The 14,728-nt window shown below is 66.3% G+C and carries 15 protein-coding genes and 1 tRNA gene; 15 read left to right on the plus strand and 1 reads right to left on the minus strand.

Translation table 11 applies throughout. The features are described 5' to 3' along the window. The first annotated feature begins 29 nt into the window (after nt 1-29). From accD to BM365_RS16890, 3 genes are all read left to right on the plus strand, one after another. Nucleotides 30-923: an acetyl-CoA carboxylase, carboxyltransferase subunit beta gene (gene accD / locus BM365_RS16880; protein WP_093490616.1), complete on the plus strand. Its 894-nt coding sequence runs from the start codon at nt 30-32 to the stop codon at nt 921-923. After that, a complete protein-coding gene (glmM, locus tag BM365_RS16885) occupies nt 920-2,269 on the plus strand; it encodes a phosphoglucosamine mutase (protein ID WP_093490617.1) in 1,350 nt (449 codons plus the stop codon). The genes accD and glmM overlap by 4 nt, the downstream gene beginning before the upstream one ends. 77 nt (nt 2,270-2,346) lie before the next feature. After that, nucleotides 2,347-3,285, plus strand: coding sequence for an isopenicillin N synthase family dioxygenase (locus tag BM365_RS16890; RefSeq protein ID WP_093490618.1), 939 nt, complete (start codon nt 2,347-2,349; stop codon nt 3,283-3,285). Nucleotides 3,286-3,353: 68 nt separating this feature from the next. On the opposite strand, the gene BM365_RS16895 is transcribed toward BM365_RS16890, so the two are convergent. Next, nucleotides 3,354-4,166, minus strand: a complete 813-nt coding sequence (locus tag BM365_RS16895) for an SDR family NAD(P)-dependent oxidoreductase (RefSeq protein ID WP_093490619.1) — start codon at nt 4,164-4,166, stop codon at nt 3,354-3,356. A gap of 108 nt (nt 4,167-4,274) precedes the next feature. Between BM365_RS16895 and tpiA the strand changes: the two genes are divergently transcribed. The 12 genes from tpiA to nuoI all read left to right on the plus strand — a co-directional run bounded on the left by tpiA (nt 4,275) and on the right by nuoI (nt 14,728). After that, entirely contained in the window at nt 4,275-5,033 is a 759-nt protein-coding gene (gene tpiA / locus BM365_RS16900) for a triose-phosphate isomerase (RefSeq protein WP_093490620.1), read from the plus strand. A 57-nt stretch (nt 5,034-5,090) separates the two neighbouring features. Further along, nucleotides 5,091-5,543 carry a preprotein translocase subunit SecG gene (secG, locus tag BM365_RS16905; protein WP_093490621.1) on the plus strand — a complete coding sequence of 151 codons (453 nt, stop codon included), beginning with the start codon at nt 5,091-5,093 and terminating at the stop codon, nt 5,541-5,543. Between the two features lie 43 nt (nt 5,544-5,586). Beyond that, nucleotides 5,587-5,671 (plus strand) — tRNA-Leu (locus BM365_RS16910). A 376-nt stretch (nt 5,672-6,047) separates the two neighbouring features. Then, nucleotides 6,048-6,404: an NADH-quinone oxidoreductase subunit A gene (locus BM365_RS16915; protein WP_056881208.1), complete on the plus strand. Its 357-nt coding sequence runs from the start codon at nt 6,048-6,050 to the stop codon at nt 6,402-6,404. Beyond that, nucleotides 6,395-6,949 carry a NuoB/complex I 20 kDa subunit family protein gene (locus BM365_RS16920; RefSeq protein ID WP_056881209.1) on the plus strand — a complete coding sequence of 185 codons (555 nt, stop codon included), beginning with the start codon at nt 6,395-6,397 and terminating at the stop codon, nt 6,947-6,949. Before BM365_RS16915 ends, BM365_RS16920 begins: the two co-directional genes overlap by 10 nt. A 42-nt stretch (nt 6,950-6,991) precedes the next feature. Continuing rightward, on the plus strand, nt 6,992-7,717 hold the full coding sequence (locus BM365_RS16925) for an NADH-quinone oxidoreductase subunit C (protein ID WP_056881210.1): 726 nt from the start codon (nt 6,992-6,994) through the stop codon (nt 7,715-7,717). Then, nucleotides 7,714-9,018 carry an NADH-quinone oxidoreductase subunit D gene (locus tag BM365_RS16930; protein WP_093490622.1) on the plus strand — a complete coding sequence of 435 codons (1,305 nt, stop codon included), beginning with the start codon at nt 7,714-7,716 and terminating at the stop codon, nt 9,016-9,018. Before BM365_RS16925 ends, BM365_RS16930 begins: the two co-directional genes overlap by 4 nt. After that, nucleotides 9,015-9,542 carry an NADH-quinone oxidoreductase subunit NuoE gene (gene nuoE / locus BM365_RS16935; RefSeq protein WP_093490623.1) on the plus strand — a complete coding sequence of 176 codons (528 nt, stop codon included), beginning with the start codon at nt 9,015-9,017 and terminating at the stop codon, nt 9,540-9,542. The genes BM365_RS16930 and nuoE overlap by 4 nt, the downstream gene beginning before the upstream one ends. A gap of 4 nt (nt 9,543-9,546) precedes the next feature. Next, nucleotides 9,547-10,917, plus strand: a complete 1,371-nt coding sequence (gene nuoF, locus BM365_RS16940) for an NADH-quinone oxidoreductase subunit NuoF (RefSeq protein WP_093490624.1) — start codon at nt 9,547-9,549, stop codon at nt 10,915-10,917. After that, nucleotides 10,914-13,148 (plus strand): NADH-quinone oxidoreductase subunit NuoG, encoded by a 2,235-nt coding sequence (gene nuoG / locus BM365_RS16945; protein ID WP_093490625.1) that lies wholly within the window; start codon nt 10,914-10,916, stop codon nt 13,146-13,148. The genes nuoF and nuoG overlap by 4 nt, the downstream gene beginning before the upstream one ends. Continuing rightward, complete coding sequence (nuoH, locus tag BM365_RS16950; protein ID WP_093490626.1) at nt 13,145-14,236, plus strand: NADH-quinone oxidoreductase subunit NuoH; 1,092 nt, start codon at nt 13,145-13,147, stop codon at nt 14,234-14,236. Before nuoG ends, nuoH begins: the two co-directional genes overlap by 4 nt. A 3-nt stretch (nt 14,237-14,239) precedes the next feature. Beyond that, nucleotides 14,240-14,728, plus strand: coding sequence for an NADH-quinone oxidoreductase subunit NuoI (gene nuoI, locus BM365_RS16955; protein WP_056881216.1), 489 nt, complete (start codon nt 14,240-14,242; stop codon nt 14,726-14,728).

Genomic DNA, 14,728 nt, shown 5'->3' on the forward strand with positions numbered 1-14,728 from the left:
CCCTCCCGGGGCAGGCAGCAAGACCACGCATGAGCTGGCTCAGCAAACTGATGCCGTCGGGCATCCGCACCGAAGGCAACGCGGGCAAGAGCAAACGCAGCGTCCCCGAGGGGCTGTGGGAAAAATGCGACCGCTGCGGCGCGGTGCTGTACCGGCCGGAGCTGGAAGAGAACCTGGAGGTCTGCCCGAAGTGCAGCTTCCACATGCCGATCCGCGCCCGCGCCCGCATGGCTGCGTTGTTCGACCCCGGCAGCACCCGCGAGATCGGCGCTGCGCTGGGCCCGACCGACGTGCTGAAGTTCAAAGACCAGAAGAAGTACGCCGACCGCATCAAGGCCGCGCAGAAGAGCACCGGCGAGCGCGACGCGCTGATCACCCTGCAGGGGACGCTGAAAGGCCGCGACCTGGTCGCCAGTGCCTTCGATTTCGCCTACATGGGCGGCTCGATGGGCTCGGTGGTCGGCGAGCGCTTCTCGCTGGGCGCGGAAAAGGCGCTCGAGATTGGTTCGCCGTTCGTGTGCTTCTCCGCCAGCGGCGGCGCGCGCATGCAGGAGAGCCTGTTCTCGCTGATGCAGATGGCCAAGACCTCGGCCGCGCTGGCCAAGCTGCGCGAGGCCGGCTTGCCGTACATCTCGGTGATGACGCACCCCACCACCGGCGGTGTGTCGGCGAGCTTCGCGATGCTGGGCGACATCAACCTTGCAGAACCCGAAGCGCTGATCGGCTTCGCCGGTCCGCGCGTGATCGAGCAGACCGTGCGCGAGACGCTGCCGGAGGGCTTCCAGCGTTCGGAGTTCCTGCTGGCGCATGGCGCGGTGGACCAGATCTGCGACCGCCGCGAGATGCGTGACCGCCTGGCAGACCTGCTGGCGTTGCTGATGAAACAGCCCAAGCCGCAGAACAGCGAACTGGTGACCGCATGAGTCGCAAATATTTCGGTACCGACGGCATCCGTGGCCGGGTCGGCACCAGTCCGATCTCCGCCGATTTCGTGCTGCGCCTGGGCAACGCCCTCGGGCGCGTGCTGTGCGAAAAGGCCGGCGACGCGCGTCCGGTCGTGGTGATCGGCAAGGACACGCGCATCTCCGGCTACATGTTCGAAGCCGCGCTCGAAGCCGGGCTGGTCGCTGCCGGTGCGGACGTGCAGCTGATGGGCCCGATGCCGACCCCGGCGGTGGCGTTCCTGACCCGGACCCTGGGCGCCGACGCCGGCATCGTCATCAGCGCCTCGCATAACCCGCACCACGACAACGGCATCAAGTTCTTCTCGGCCGAAGGCGAAAAGCTCGACGACGCCACCGAGCTGGCCATCGAGGCGGCGCTCGACGCGCCGTTCTTCACTGCCGAATCCGAGAAGCTCGGCAAGGCGATCCGCACGCGCGACGCGGTCGGCCGCTACATGGAGTTCTGCAAGGCCAGCGTGCCGCGCCGTTTCGACTTGAAGGGGCTGAAGCTGGTGCTGGACTGCGCGCATGGCGCCACGTATCACATTGCGCCGCTGCTGTTCCGCGAGCTGGGCGCCGACGTGATCACGATCGGTGCGGAGCCCAATGGCATCAACATCAACGACGGCGTCGGCTCCATGCACGTGGAAAGCCTGGCCGCCAAGGTGCGTGAGACCGGTGCCCACCTCGGCGTCGCCTTCGACGGCGACGGCGACCGCGTGCTGATGGCCGACGCCGATGGCGTACCCGTGGATGGCGACGAACTGATTTACCTGCTGGCGCGCGACTGGCAGGCCAGTGGCCGCCTGCGCGGCCCGGTGGTCGGCACGCTGATGACCAACTACGGCCTGGAGCGCGCGCTGGGCAAGCTGGAGATCCCGTTCGTCCGCACCAAGGTCGGCGACCGTTACGTGCACCAGGCGTTGGTCGAAGGCAACGCGGTGCTCGGCGGCGAAGCTTCGGGCCACCTGTTGTGCCTGGACCGCACCACCACCGGTGATGCCATCATCGCCGCGCTGCAGGTGCTGGAGGCGCTGCGTCGTCGCCGGCAGACACTGCGCGAGGCCCTGGACGGGCTGACGATGCTGCCGCAGAAGACCATCAACGTGAAGCTGGCCAACGGCGCGAAGCCGACCGAGGCGGCGAGCGTGCAGGCCGCGCTCGCACAGGCGCAGGCGGCCGTCTCGGGGCGCGGGCGTGCGTTTTTGCGTCCGTCCGGCACCGAGCCGGTCGTTCGCGTGACGGTCGAGGCCGACGACGATGCACTGGTACGCAGCACGCTGGACACCCTCGCCGATGCCGTGCGCGCCGCTGCCGCGGCTTGAGCTGGATCAATGAATCTCTGGCGTAGGAACGTTCCCATGGCGTTCCCCGCGCAACAAACCTGTTGGAGCAAACCCGCATGAGTGCCCGCATTCCTACCCTGGACATCACCCGTTTCGATACCGATCGCGAGGCGTTCGTCGCCGAGCTCGGCGCGGCCTACCGCGAATGGGGCTTCGCCGGCATCCGCAACCACGGCATCCCGCAAGAGCAGATCGATGCGGCCTACGATGTCTTCAAGCGCTTCTTCGCACTGCCGGACGATGTGAAGAAGCAGTATCACGTGCCGGGCGGCGGCGGCGCGCGCGGCTACACGCCGTTCGGCGTGGAGACCGCGAAGGATTCCAAGCACTTCGACCTGAAGGAGTTCTGGCACATCGGTCGCGAGATTCCGGAGGATTCGAAATACCGCGACGTCATGCCGCCGAACCTGTGGCCCGTCGAGGTCCCGGGCTTCAAGGAGCACGGTTACGGCCTGTACGAAGCGCTGGACCAGTTGGGTTCGCGCGTGCTGTCGGCGCTGGCCCTGCACATCGGCCTGCCGGAGAATTACTTCGTCGACAAGACGAACTCGGGCAACTCGATCCTGCGCCCGATCCATTACCCGCCGATCACCGCCGACGACATCCCCAACGTGCGTGCCGGTGCGCATGAGGACATCAACCTGATCACGCTGTTGGTCGGCGCGAGCGCAGCGGGCCTGGAAGTGCGCTCGAAGCAGGGCGAGTGGGTGCCGTTCACCTCCGACGCCGACACCATCGTGGTCAACATCGGCGACATGCTGCAGCGCCTGACCAACCACGTGTATCCGTCGACCACGCACCGCGTGACCAATCCGCCGGGCGAACAGGCGCGCCAGCCGCGCTATTCGGTGCCGTTCTTCCTGCACCCGAACCCGGACTTCCTGATCGACGTGCTGCCCTCGACGATCACCGCCGAGAATCCCAAGCGCTATCCGGAAGCGATCACCGCCCAGGGCTACCTGGAAGAGCGCCTGCGCGAGATCAAGCTGAAGTAAGCGCGCCGCTTCCCGCGGCACCTGCTTCCCACGACGCCGGCTTGCCGGCGTCGTGCGTTTCCGGTCCCTCAGTCGAGCGGGCGAACCTTGCGCGAGTTGCGCGCCATCATGCCCAGTGCCAGCCGGTGCGGTAGCAGCTTCACGATGGCGTGCATTAGCTTGTAACGCCAGCCGGGCACCACGAGTACGTCGCCGCGCTCGTTGCCGTCGATGCCGGCGCGCGCGACGTCGGTGGCCTGCAGCCACATCGTCGGAGACACCTGCATGCGGGCGCGCGTGCCGGTGACGTCGTGGAATTCGGAGTAGGTGAAGCCCGGGCACAACGCGGTGACGTGGACGCCGCGATCCGCGTTCTCCAGCGCAAGTGCCTCGCTCAGTTTGAGCAGAAAGCTCTTCGCCGGCGCGTACAGCGTCTGGCCTTCCGCCGCGGGCATCAACGCGGCGAACGAGGCCACGTTGATGATGCGCCCCTGGCCGCTGGCGCGGATCGATGGCAGCAGGCGCCAGCACAGTTCGCTGACCGCGGTCAGCATCACCTGCAGGAAGGCCGCATGGACGGTCCAGTCGTTGCTGCGGTAGCGCCCCGGCACGCCGTAACCGGCGTTGTTGACCAGGATCCGCACGCCGATGCCACGGCGTTCGAGTTCGGCGACGAGCGCTGCCGGTGCCGCCGGGTCGGCCAGGTCGCAGGCGATGACGTCCACGGGCACCTGCGCGGCCAATTCGTCCGCCAGCGCCTGCAGGCGGTCCACCCGCCGGGCCGTCAGCACCAGCGGCACGCCGCGGCGCGCGTACTCGCGCGCGATCTGTTCGCCGATGCCGCTGGAAGCACCGGTGACCAGGGCGTGGCCGGGAGAGCGGGCAGGGGAGGCGTCGGTCATGGGCGGTCCGGGGCGATGTCGTGTCTGTCCTCACGATACTGAGGCAGGTAGGTGCGCCGGCCAACATCCGTTAGACTGCGCGGCCCGAACTGGACAGGAATTGGTCTTATGCGTCGCAAGCTCGTGGCGGGTAACTGGAAGCTCCATGGCAATCGCGGTTTCGCCACCGCGCTGATGGACGAACTGGTCGCCGGCCTCCCGCTGGACGGCGTGGACCTGCTGGTCCTGCCGCCGCTGCCTTACCTGGGCGAGCTGATCGAAGACTACGGCCATCGCGGTATCGCCTTCGGCGCGCAGGACGTCAGCAGCAACGAAAAAGGCGCCTATACCGGTGAAGTGTCGGCCTCCATGCTGGTCGACGTGGGCGCGCGCTACGGACTGGTCGGGCACTCCGAACGCCGCCAGTACCACAACGAGAGCAGCGAGTTAGTGGCCCGCAAGTTCGTCGCGGCCAAGCACGCCGGCCTGATCCCGGTGCTGTGCGTGGGCGAGACCGAGCAGCAGCGCAAGGACGGCCAGACCGAGTTCCGCATCCTCAAGCAGCTTGAGGCCGTGTTCGACCTCGCCGGTCCGCAGGCGTTCGCCGATGCCGTGATTTCCTACGAGCCGGTCTGGGCGATCGGGACCGGCCTGACCGCCACGCCGGAACAGGCGCAGGCGGTGCATGCCTTCATCCGTGGCGAAGTGGCCGCGCGCGATGCTAGAATCGCCGATTCACTGACCCTCCTGTACGGAGGCAGCGTGAAGCCCGACAACGCCGCGGAACTGTTTGCGCAGCCCGATGTCGATGGAGGGCTGGTGGGCGGCGCTTCCCTGGTCGCCCGGGATTTCCTGGCCATCGCGCAAGCGGCGGCCGGTCGGGGGTAACCCCGGCAACGCCGGCCCATGGGGGCCTGGCGACTCAACCGGTTGAGACTGAATCCGATGTGGATGTTGATCCTTAATGTGGTGTACGTGCTGGTGGCCATCGCGATCATCGCGCTGGTGCTGATGCAGCGCGGCTCGGGCGCGCAGGCCGGTTCGGGCTTCGGCGCGGGTGCGTCCGGCACGGTATTCGGCGCGCGCGGCGCGTCCAACTTCCTGTCCAAGAGCACCAAGTGGCTGGCCGTTGCGTTCTTCGGCATCAGCCTGTTCATGGCTTGGTACGCGACCCATAGCGCGCGACCGACCACGCAGCAGAACCTTGGCGTGATGTCGCAGCTGCCGGCCCCGGCTGAAGCGCCCGTGGGCGAACTGCCGAAGCCGTCGACCGTGCCGAGCACGCCGATCCAGGCGCCGGCGCCCGCCAGCACCGTGCCCGCCGCTCCGCAGGAGGCCGCGCCCGCGCCGGCCGCTGGCGAGCAGCAGGCGCCGGTCACACCGCCGCAAGGCGGCTGAGCCCGGCTACAATGGCGCGGCTCGCAGCCGCGCAGGTTTCAAAGCCCAGGTGGCGGAATTGGTAGACGCACTACCTTGAGGTGGTAGCGACGAAAGTCGTAGGGGTTCGAGTCCCCTCTTGGGCACCAGCAGCAAACAGGACCGCTACCGCGCGGGACTGGTGAAAAACCCGCCGCCAGGCGGGTTTTTTGTTGGCCTGCGCATCGCGATACGCGCGGGTAATCGTTTACTACCCAGTTCACCAACCGTTACAATCTCGTCGATTCATCGGGCGCCCGGTACGTGTTGCGGAAGGGGGCCCGCGGAGGGTGGATCGGCGCGGTACGCGCCGGTACGCCAAGGTGGATGTGCCGTCGGGCTCCGGGCCGTGCGGAAGTCCCGATGCCCCTGCGCCGCTGGCCAGGGCCGCGGCGAACGCCGGGCCCCGGTTGATGGCGCGAGCCCCGTTCAGGCCCGGACGCAGTCGCATGCGGTCGGGCGGAAAGGACAAGAAGAGACAAGCGAGTGCTGGCCAATTACCTGCCCACCCTGTTGTTCCTGATCGTCGCCACCGGCATCGGCATCGCGCTGATGGTGGTCGGACGGTTCCTCGGCCCCCGCCGTCCGGACGCGCAGAAGCTGTCGCCGTACGAGTGCGGCTTCGAGGCTTTCGAAGACGCGCGCATGAAGTTCGACGTGCGCTACTACCTGATCGCCATCCAGTTCATCGTCTTCGATCTGGAAATCATCTTCATCGTTCCGTGGACGCTGGTGTTCCAGGAGCTGGGTCCGCGTGCGTTGGTCACGATGGGTCTGTTCGTGGGCATGCTGTTCCTCGGCTTCATTTACGTTTGGAAGAAGGGAGCGCTCGAATGGGAGTGATCCAGACCGTCGACCGTCTGATGAACAACCCGATCCCGGAAGGGCGGGTGGACGACATCCTGCGCCCCGAGGGCGACAATCCGCTGCTGGAAAAGGGCTACGTGACCACCAGCGTCGACGCGCTGATGAACTGGGCGCGTACCGGCTCGATGTGGCCGATGACGTTCGGCCTGGCCTGCTGCGCGGTCGAGATGATGCATGCCGGCACCTCGCGCCTGGACCTGGACCGCTACGGCGTGGTGTTCCGCCCGTCGCCGCGCCAGTCCGACGTGATGATCGTCGCCGGCACCCTGGTCAACAAGATGGCCCCGGCGCTGCGCAAGGTCTACGACCAGATGCCCGACCCGAAGTGGGTGATCTCGATGGGCAGCTGCGCCAATGGCGGCGGCTACTACCACTACTCGTACTCGGTGGTCCGTGGTTGCGACCGCATCGTGCCCGTGGACGTCTACGTGCCCGGTTGCCCGCCCACGGCCGAAGCGCTGGTGTACGGCATCCTGCAGTTGCAGAAGAAGATCTGGCGCACGCAGACCATCGCGCGCTGATACGTCTCTCCCCCGTTCCCTTTCTAGAGCACGCCACGCCCCATGGCTGAGCAAGCTGCAAACTTCACCGACCAGTTGCGCGCGCGTTTCGCCGACGCGACGGTCAGCGTCGCCGAGCCGCGCGGCGAAGTCACCCTGGAAGTGCCGTCGGCATCGTGGCACGCCGTCGCGCTCGCGTTGCGCGACGAATTCGGCTTCGAGCAGGCCGTCGACGTCAGCGGCGTGGACTACCTGGGTTACGGCAGCGCCGAGTGGGATACCGCGGACGTGTCGTCCGAGGGCTTCAGCCGCGGCGTCGAAGGCTTCGGCCCGGGTCGCTTCAGCTGGGAACAGCGTCCGCGCGACGCCGCCCGACCGAACCGTTTCGCCGTGGTCCTGCACCTGTTGTCGTACCAGCACAACCGTCGTGTCCGCGTGCGCTGCTTCGCGCCCGACGATGGCCTGCCGGTGGTGGCATCGGTGTCCGACGTGTGGCCGGGCCTGAACTGGTTCGAGCGCGAAGCGTTCGACCTGTACGGCATCATCTTCGAAGGCCATCCGGACCTGCGCCGCATCCTGACCGACTACGGTTTCGTCGGTCATCCGTTCCGCAAGGACTTCCCTTTGATCGGCAACGTCGAAGTGCGTTACGACGAAGAGAAGAAGCGCGTGGTGTACGAACCGGTCACCTCGGTCGAGCCGCGCGTCGGCGTGCCGCGCGTGATCCGCGACGACGCGCGCTACCAGACCGCCGCCGGCGAAGCCGCGGCGCGTGAGGGCAAGGCATGAGCAATCCGCAATCCGGCACCGCGTTCGCCAGCAACCCTGCCGAAGCCAAGCAGGAAATCCGCAACTACACGTTGAACTTCGGTCCGCAGCATCCGGCCGCGCACGGCGTGCTGCGCCTGATCCTGGAAATGGACGGCGAGACGATCGTCCGCGCCGATCCGCACGTCGGTCTGCTGCACCGGGGTACCGAAAAGCTGGCCGAGTCCAAGCCGTTCAACCAGTCGATCGGCTACATGGATCGCTTGGACTACGTGTCGATGATGTGCAACGAGCACGCCTACGTGCGCGCCATCGAGACCCTGATGGGCATCGAAGCGCCGGAGCGTGCACAGTACATCCGCACGATGTTCGACGAGATCACCCGCATCCTGAACCATCTGATGTGGATCGGCTCCAACGCGCTCGACCTCGGCGCGATGGCGGTCATGCTGTACGCGTTCCGCGAACGCGAAGAGCTGATGGACTGCTACGAAGCGGTCAGTGGCGCGCGCATGCACGCGGCGTACTACCGTCCCGGCGGCGTCTACCGCGACCTGCCGGACCGCATGCCGAAGTACAAGGAATCGCCGTGGCGCAAGGGCAAGGCCCTGGCCCACTTCAACCAGGCGCGCGAGGGTTCGCTGCTCGACTTCCTGGAAGATTTCACCAACGAGTTTCCCAAGCGCGTCGACGAATACGAGACGTTGCTGACCGACAACCGCATCTGGAAGCAGCGCACCGTCGGCATCGGCGTGGTCTCGCCGGAGCAGGCGCGCGCGCTGGGCATGACCGGTGCGATGCTGCGCGGTTCGGGCATCGCGTGGGACCTGCGCAAGAAACAGCCGTACGCGAAGTACGACGTGGTCGATTTCGACATCCCCGTCGGCGTCAACGGCGACTGCTACGACCGCTACCTGGTCCGCGTCGCCGAAATGCGCCAGTCCAACCGCATCATCCAGCAGTGCGTGAAGTGGCTGAAGGCCAACCCCGGCCCGGTCATGGTGCAGAACTTCAAGGTCGCTCCGCCCTCCCGCGAGGAGATGAAGGACGACATGGAAGCACTGATCCATCACTTCAAGCTCTTCAGCGAAGGCTACTGCGTACCGGCCGGCGAAACCTATGCCGCGGTCGAAGCGCCGAAGGGCGAATTCGGCTGCTACCTGGTGTCCGACGGTGCCAACAAACCGTTCCGCGTGAAGCTTCGCGCACCGGGCTTCGCGCACCTGTCCTCGATGGACGAAATCGTGCGCGGCCACATGCTCCCCGACGTCGTCGCGATGATCGGTACCTATGATCTTGTCTTTGGTGAGGTGGACCGATGAGGGCCACGGGTAATTTCGAGGCGGCGCAGAACGTCGATCCGCTGGTGGCGTTGAGCGACAAGACGCGCGCGCACATCGATCATTGGCTGACCAAGTTCCCGCCGGACCGCAAGCGCTCCGCGGTGCTGCAGGGCCTGCATGCCGCGCAGGAGCAGAACGAAGGTTGGCTGACCGACGAGCTGATCGCCGCCGTAGCCAAGTATCTCGACCTGCCGCCGGTGTGGGCCTACGAGGTCGCCAGCTTCTATTCGATGTTCGAGACCGAGAAGGTCGGCCGCAACAACGTGGCCTTCTGCACCAACATCAGCTGCTGGCTCAACGGTGCCCAGGACCTGGTCGCGCATGCCGAGAAGAAGCTCGGCTGCAAGCTCGGCGAATCCACCGCCGACGGCCGCGTGTACCTGAAGCGCGAAGAAGAGTGCGTGGCCGCGTGCTGCGGCGCGCCGGTGGTCGTGATCAACGGCCACTACCACGAGAATCTCACGCCGGCGAAGGTCGACGAGCTGCTGGACGGGCTGGAGTAAGCGCATGGCAGGCCATTCCCACTATTCCGAAGGCTACGGCCCGGTCGGCCCTGCTCCGAAAGAGCATCAGGCCGTCTACACCACGCTGCATTTCGACAAGCCGTGGTCGTACGAGAACTACCTGAAGACCGGCGGCTACGCCGCGCTGCGCAAGATCATCGAAGAGAAGATCCCGCCGGCCGACGTCGTCGAGATGGTCAAGCAATCCGGCCTGCGCGGCCGTGGCGGCGCGGGCTTCCCGACCGGCCTGAAGTGGAGCTTCATGCCCAAGGGCGACATGCAGAAGTACATCCTCTGCAATTCGGATGAATCCGAGCCGGGCACCGCTAAGGACCGCGACATCCTGCGCTACAACCCGCATGCGGTGATCGAAGGCATGGCGATCGCCTGCTACGCCACCGGTTCGACCGTGGGCTACAACTACCTGCGCGGCGAATTCCACCACGAGCCCTTCGAGCACCTGGAAGAAGCGACCGCGGAAGCCTACAAGCACGGGTGGCTGGGCAAGAACATCCTCGGCTCCGGCGTGGACATCGACCTGTACAACGCGCTCGGCGCGGGCGCCTACATTTGCGGCGAAGAAACCGCGCTGATGGAGTCGCTGGAAGGCAAGAAGGGCCAGCCGCGCTTCAAGCCGCCGTTCCCGGCCAACTTCGGCCTGTACGGCAAGCCGACCACGATCAACAACACCGAGACCTATGCGTCGGTGCCGGCGATCGTGCGCAATGGCGCCGAGTGGTTCATGAGCCTCGGCAAGCCGAACAACGGCGGCTGCAAGATCTTCTCGGTCTCCGGCCACGTCGCACGTCCGGGCAACCATGAGATCCGCCTGGGTACCTCGTTCGCCGACCTCCTGGAGCTTTGCGGCGGCATGCGCGAAGGCCGCAAGCTCAAGGCGGTCATCCCGGGCGGCTCCTCGATGCCGGTGCTGCCGGGCGAGGTGATGATGGGCCTGACGATGGACTACGACAGCATCCAGAAGGCCGGTTCCGGTCTGGGTTCGGGTGCCGTGGTCGTAATGGACGACACCACCTGCATGGTGCGTGCGTGCCAGCGCATCGCGCGCTTCTACTTCAAGGAAAGCTGCGGCCAGTGCACGCCGTGCCGTGAAGGCACCGGCTGGATGTACCGCATGCTGACCCGCGTGGCCGAGCACAAGGCCACGATCGAAGACCTGCAGACGCTGCGTGCGGCGGCGGGTCAGATCGAAGGCCATACCATCTGCGCGTTCGGCGAAGCCGCCGCGTGGCCGGTGCAGGGCATGCTGCGCCACTTCTGGCACGAATTCGAATACGCGATCGTCAACAAGCGTTTCCTCGTCGATGACGAGCGGGACGGCAAGGTGGTCCGTTCCAACCTGGAGGTGGCCGCGTGAGTGCGCAGCCCGTGAATCCCAACCTGCCGCCCGACCACGTCACCGTCTTCATCGACGGACAGGAGTTGGCCGCGCCCAAGGGTTCGATGATCATCCAGGCGGCCGACAAGGCCGGCATACCGATCCCGCGCTTCTGCTACCACGAGAAGCTGCCGATCGCGGCCAACTGCCGCATGTGCCTGGTGGAAGTCGAGAAGATGCCGAAGCCGGCGCCGGCCTGCGCCACGCCGGTGATGGATGGCATGAAGATCGCCACGCGCAGCGACAAGGCGTTGAAGTCGCAGCGCAACGTGATGGAATTCCTGCTGATCAACCACCCGCTGGACTGCCCGATCTGCGACCAGGGCGGCGAATGCGAGCTGCAGGACCTGTCGCTTGGCTACGGCCGTTCGGTCAGCCGCTTCCAGGAACGCAAACGCGTGGTGCCGGACGAGGACATCGGTCCGCTGGTCGCCACCGAGATGACCCGCTGCATCCAGTGCACGCGCTGCGTGCGCTTCACCGCGGACGTCGCCGGCACGTATGAGCTGGGTGGCATGTACCGCGGCGAGAACCTGCAGATCGGCACCTACGATGGCAAGCCGCTGACCACCGAGATTTCCGGCAACGTCATCGACGTCTGTCCGGTGGGCGCGCTGACCAACAAGGTGTTCCAGTTCCGCGCCCGTCCGTGGGAACTGATCGCACGCGAATCCATCGGCTTCCACGACGCGATGGGCTCCAACGTGTTCCACCACGCCCGTCGTGGCCAGGTGCTGCGCACCGTGCCGCGCGAGAACGAGGCGGTCAACGAGTGCTGGTTGTCGGATCGCGACCGCTATTCGCATCAGGGTCTGTACGCCGAGGACCGCGCGGTGAAGCCGCTGCAGAAGGTCAACGGCGAGTGGCGAGAAGTCTCCTGGGCCGAAGGCCTGTCCGCCGCCGCCGAGATCCTGCGCGCGAACCGCGGCGACAGCCTTGGCGTGCTGGTGCACCCGGCGGTGTCGAACGAGGAGGGCGGCCTGCTGGCGAAGCTGGCCGAAGGCCTCGGTACCGGCAACCTGGACCACCGCATCAACAATCGCGACTTCTCCGACGGCGCCGTCGCCGAGCCGTTCGCGCTGCCGCTGGCGGAGATCGAGCAGGCCGACGTCATCGTGCTGTTCGGCACCAACGTGCGCCACGAATTGCCGCTGCTGCACCAGCGCATCCGCAAGGCCGTCCGCAAGGGCGCCAAGGTGCATGTGGTCAATCCGGTCGATTTCGATTTCGCCTTCAGCGTGGCCGGCAAGCACATCGTCGCGCCGTCGCAGCTGGGCGGCGCCCTCAATGACGCCGCGTTGCGCGATGTCGCGAAAGGCGCCAACCGCACTGTCGTGCTGGTCGGCGGGATCGTCGAGAACCATCCGCAGGCCGCTGCGCTGCGCGCCGCCGCCGGCGAGTTCGCTGGCGCGACGGGCGCCTCGCTGTGCCGCATCCCGCAGGGCGCCAATGCTGTCGGCCTGGCGCGCCACGGTGTGCTGCCGAGCGCTCGCGACGTGGCCGGCATGTTCGCCGAGCCGCGCAACGCCTACGTCATCTACGGGATCGAGCCGGGCCTGGATTTCGCCGATACGCCGGCTGCTACCAAGGCGCTGGCTTCGTCGAAGGTCGTGGCGTTCAGCCACTTCGCCTGCAAGTCCACGCGCGACGTGGCCGACGTGATCCTGCCGATCGGCGCACTGCCGGAAATCGAGGCCACGCTGACCAATCTCGATGGAAAGAACCAGCATACGCAGGCCTCCGGCAAGCTGCCGGGCGAAGCGCGTGAAGGTTGGAAGGTCCTGCGTGCCCTGGGTGGCGAGCTGCAGTTGGCCGGTTTCGAGTTTGCCGACGCCGCAGGGATGCGCGACGCAATCGCGCATCTGAAGACGGTCTCCGTCGCCAAGTCCGCGGCTCCCGCGGCGCAAGGGCAAGGTCTGGAACTCGCAGTCAGCGCCGCGATCTATCGCACGGACGGCACGGTCCGCCGCGCCGAAGCGTTGCAGGCGCATCCGTTGAATGTCGGCGCGCGCATCGTGCTCAACCCGGCCGACGCGCAGGCCGCCGGCGTGGCCGATGGCCAGGTCGCGAAGGTCGGCAACGGGATCGGTACCGCGGCGCTGCCGGTGGTGGTCGATGCCCGCGTCGCGGCGGGTGCGGCCTGGATCGAAAGTGGCTACGGCGCCACGGCCCCCCTGGGTGCCGGACGCGTGACGGTGGTGAGCGCATGAACGAACTGTTGATCAACGCCGTCGGCCCCCTGCGCGAGTGGTTCTTCGGGCTGGGCGACATCGGCATGGTGTTGTGGATCGTGCTGAAGATCCTGGTGGTCGCCATGCCGGTGATCATCTCGGTCGCGTTCTACGTGGTCTGGGAACGCAAGCTGATCGGCTGGATGCACGTGCGCCACGGGCCGATGTACGTGGGCATGGGCATCTTCCAGGCCTTCGCCGACGTCTTCAAACTGCTGTTCAAGGAAATCATCCAGCCCAGCAGCGCGCAGAAGGCGATGTACGTGATCGCGCCGCTGATCGTGCTCGCACCGGCGTTCGCCGCGTGGGCGGTGGTGCCGTTCGACTATCAACTGGTGCTGTCCAACGCCAATGCCGGCTTGTTGTATCTGCTGGCGATGACCTCGTTGGGCGTGTACGGCATCATCATCGCCGGCTGGGCGTCCAACTCGAAGTACGCGTTCCTGGGTGCGATGCGCTCCGCTGCGCAGGTCGTCAGTTACGAGATCGCGATGGGCTTCGCGCTGGTGGGCGTGCTGATCGCCGCCGGCAGCCTGAACCTGACCGACATCGTCATGGCCCAGGCCGGCAACGCGGGCCCGTTCGAGTGGTTCTGGTTCCCGCTGTTCCCGCTGTTCATCGTGTACTGGGTGTCCGGCGTGGCAGAGACCAACCGCTCTCCGTTCGACGTGGTGGAAGGCGAGTCGGAGATCGTGGCCGGCCACATGGTGGAGTACTCCGGTGCGGCATTCGCGCTGTTCTTCCTGGCCGAGTACGCCAACATGATCCTGGTCAGCTTCCTGATCTCGATCTTCTTCGTCGGTGGCTGGCTCAGCCCGCTGCAGGGCCTGATTACCGCCGACGTGTCGCCGTGGGTCAACTGGATCTGGACGGGTGGCTGGCCGTGGCTGCTGCTGAAGGTGTTGTTCTTCGCCAGCGCCTACATCTGGTTCCGCGCCAGCTTCCCGCGCTATCGCTATGACCAGATCATGCGACTGGGCTGGAAGGTGTTCATTCCGCTGACGATCTTCTGGATCGCGGTGACGGCGTTGTTGGTGTTCTTCGGCGTGTTCGAGAAGGGTGTGTAAGACATGAGCAACGTTGTGCACTACTTCAAGAGCCTGATGCTGCTGGAGCTGCTCCAGGGCCTGTGGCTGACGCTGAAGTACACCTTCAAGCCGAAGTACACGCTGATGTACCCGATGGAGAAGTTCCCGCAGTCGCCGCGCTTCCGCGGCTTGCACGCGCTGCGCCGCTATCCGAACGGCGAAGAACGCTGCATCGCCTGCAAACTGTGCGAAGCGGTGTGTCCTGCGCTGGCGATCACCATCGATTCGGCCCCGCGCGAGGACGGCACGCGCCGCACCACGCGCTACGACATCGATCTGTTCAAGTGCATCTATTGCGGCTTCTGCGAAGAGAGCTGCCCGGTGGACTCGATCGTGGAAACGCACGTGCTGGAGTACCACTTCGACAAGCGCGGGCAGAACATCGTCACCAAGCCGCAGCTGCTGGCGATCGGAGACCGGCTGGAAGCCGAGATCGCCGAGCGCCGCGCCGCCGACGCCGCCTTCCGTTGA

Source organism: Pseudoxanthomonas sp. YR558, from assembly GCF_900116385.1.
Taxonomy (GTDB): Bacteria; Pseudomonadota; Gammaproteobacteria; order Xanthomonadales; family Xanthomonadaceae; genus Pseudoxanthomonas_A.

Bases quoted from the DNA above. Each gene is read 5' to 3' on its own strand.
- tpiA (WP_093490620.1), top strand. From the start codon at position 4,275: ATGCGTCGCAAGCTCGTGGCGGGTAACTGGAAGCTCCATGGCAATCGC.
- nuoF (WP_093490624.1), top strand. From the start codon at position 9,547: ATGGCAGGCCATTCCCACTATTCCGAAGGCTACGGCCCGGTCGGCCCT.
- BM365_RS16925 (WP_056881210.1), top strand. From the start codon at position 6,992: ATGGCTGAGCAAGCTGCAAACTTCACCGACCAGTTGCGCGCGCGTTTC.
- nuoE (WP_093490623.1), top strand. From the start codon at position 9,015: ATGAGGGCCACGGGTAATTTCGAGGCGGCGCAGAACGTCGATCCGCTG.
- BM365_RS16890 (WP_093490618.1), top strand. From the start codon at position 2,347: ATGAGTGCCCGCATTCCTACCCTGGACATCACCCGTTTCGATACCGAT.
- nuoH (WP_093490626.1), top strand. From the start codon at position 13,145: ATGAACGAACTGTTGATCAACGCCGTCGGCCCCCTGCGCGAGTGGTTC.
- glmM (WP_093490617.1), top strand. From the start codon at position 920: ATGAGTCGCAAATATTTCGGTACCGACGGCATCCGTGGCCGGGTCGGC.
- BM365_RS16930 (WP_093490622.1), top strand. From the start codon at position 7,714: ATGAGCAATCCGCAATCCGGCACCGCGTTCGCCAGCAACCCTGCCGAA.
- nuoI (WP_056881216.1), top strand. From the start codon at position 14,240: ATGAGCAACGTTGTGCACTACTTCAAGAGCCTGATGCTGCTGGAGCTG.
- secG (WP_093490621.1), top strand. From the start codon at position 5,091: ATGTGGATGTTGATCCTTAATGTGGTGTACGTGCTGGTGGCCATCGCG.
- accD (WP_093490616.1), top strand. From the start codon at position 30: ATGAGCTGGCTCAGCAAACTGATGCCGTCGGGCATCCGCACCGAAGGC.
- BM365_RS16920 (WP_056881209.1), top strand. From the start codon at position 6,395: ATGGGAGTGATCCAGACCGTCGACCGTCTGATGAACAACCCGATCCCG.
- BM365_RS16895 (WP_093490619.1), bottom strand. From the start codon at position 4,166: ATGACCGACGCCTCCCCTGCCCGCTCTCCCGGCCACGCCCTGGTCACC.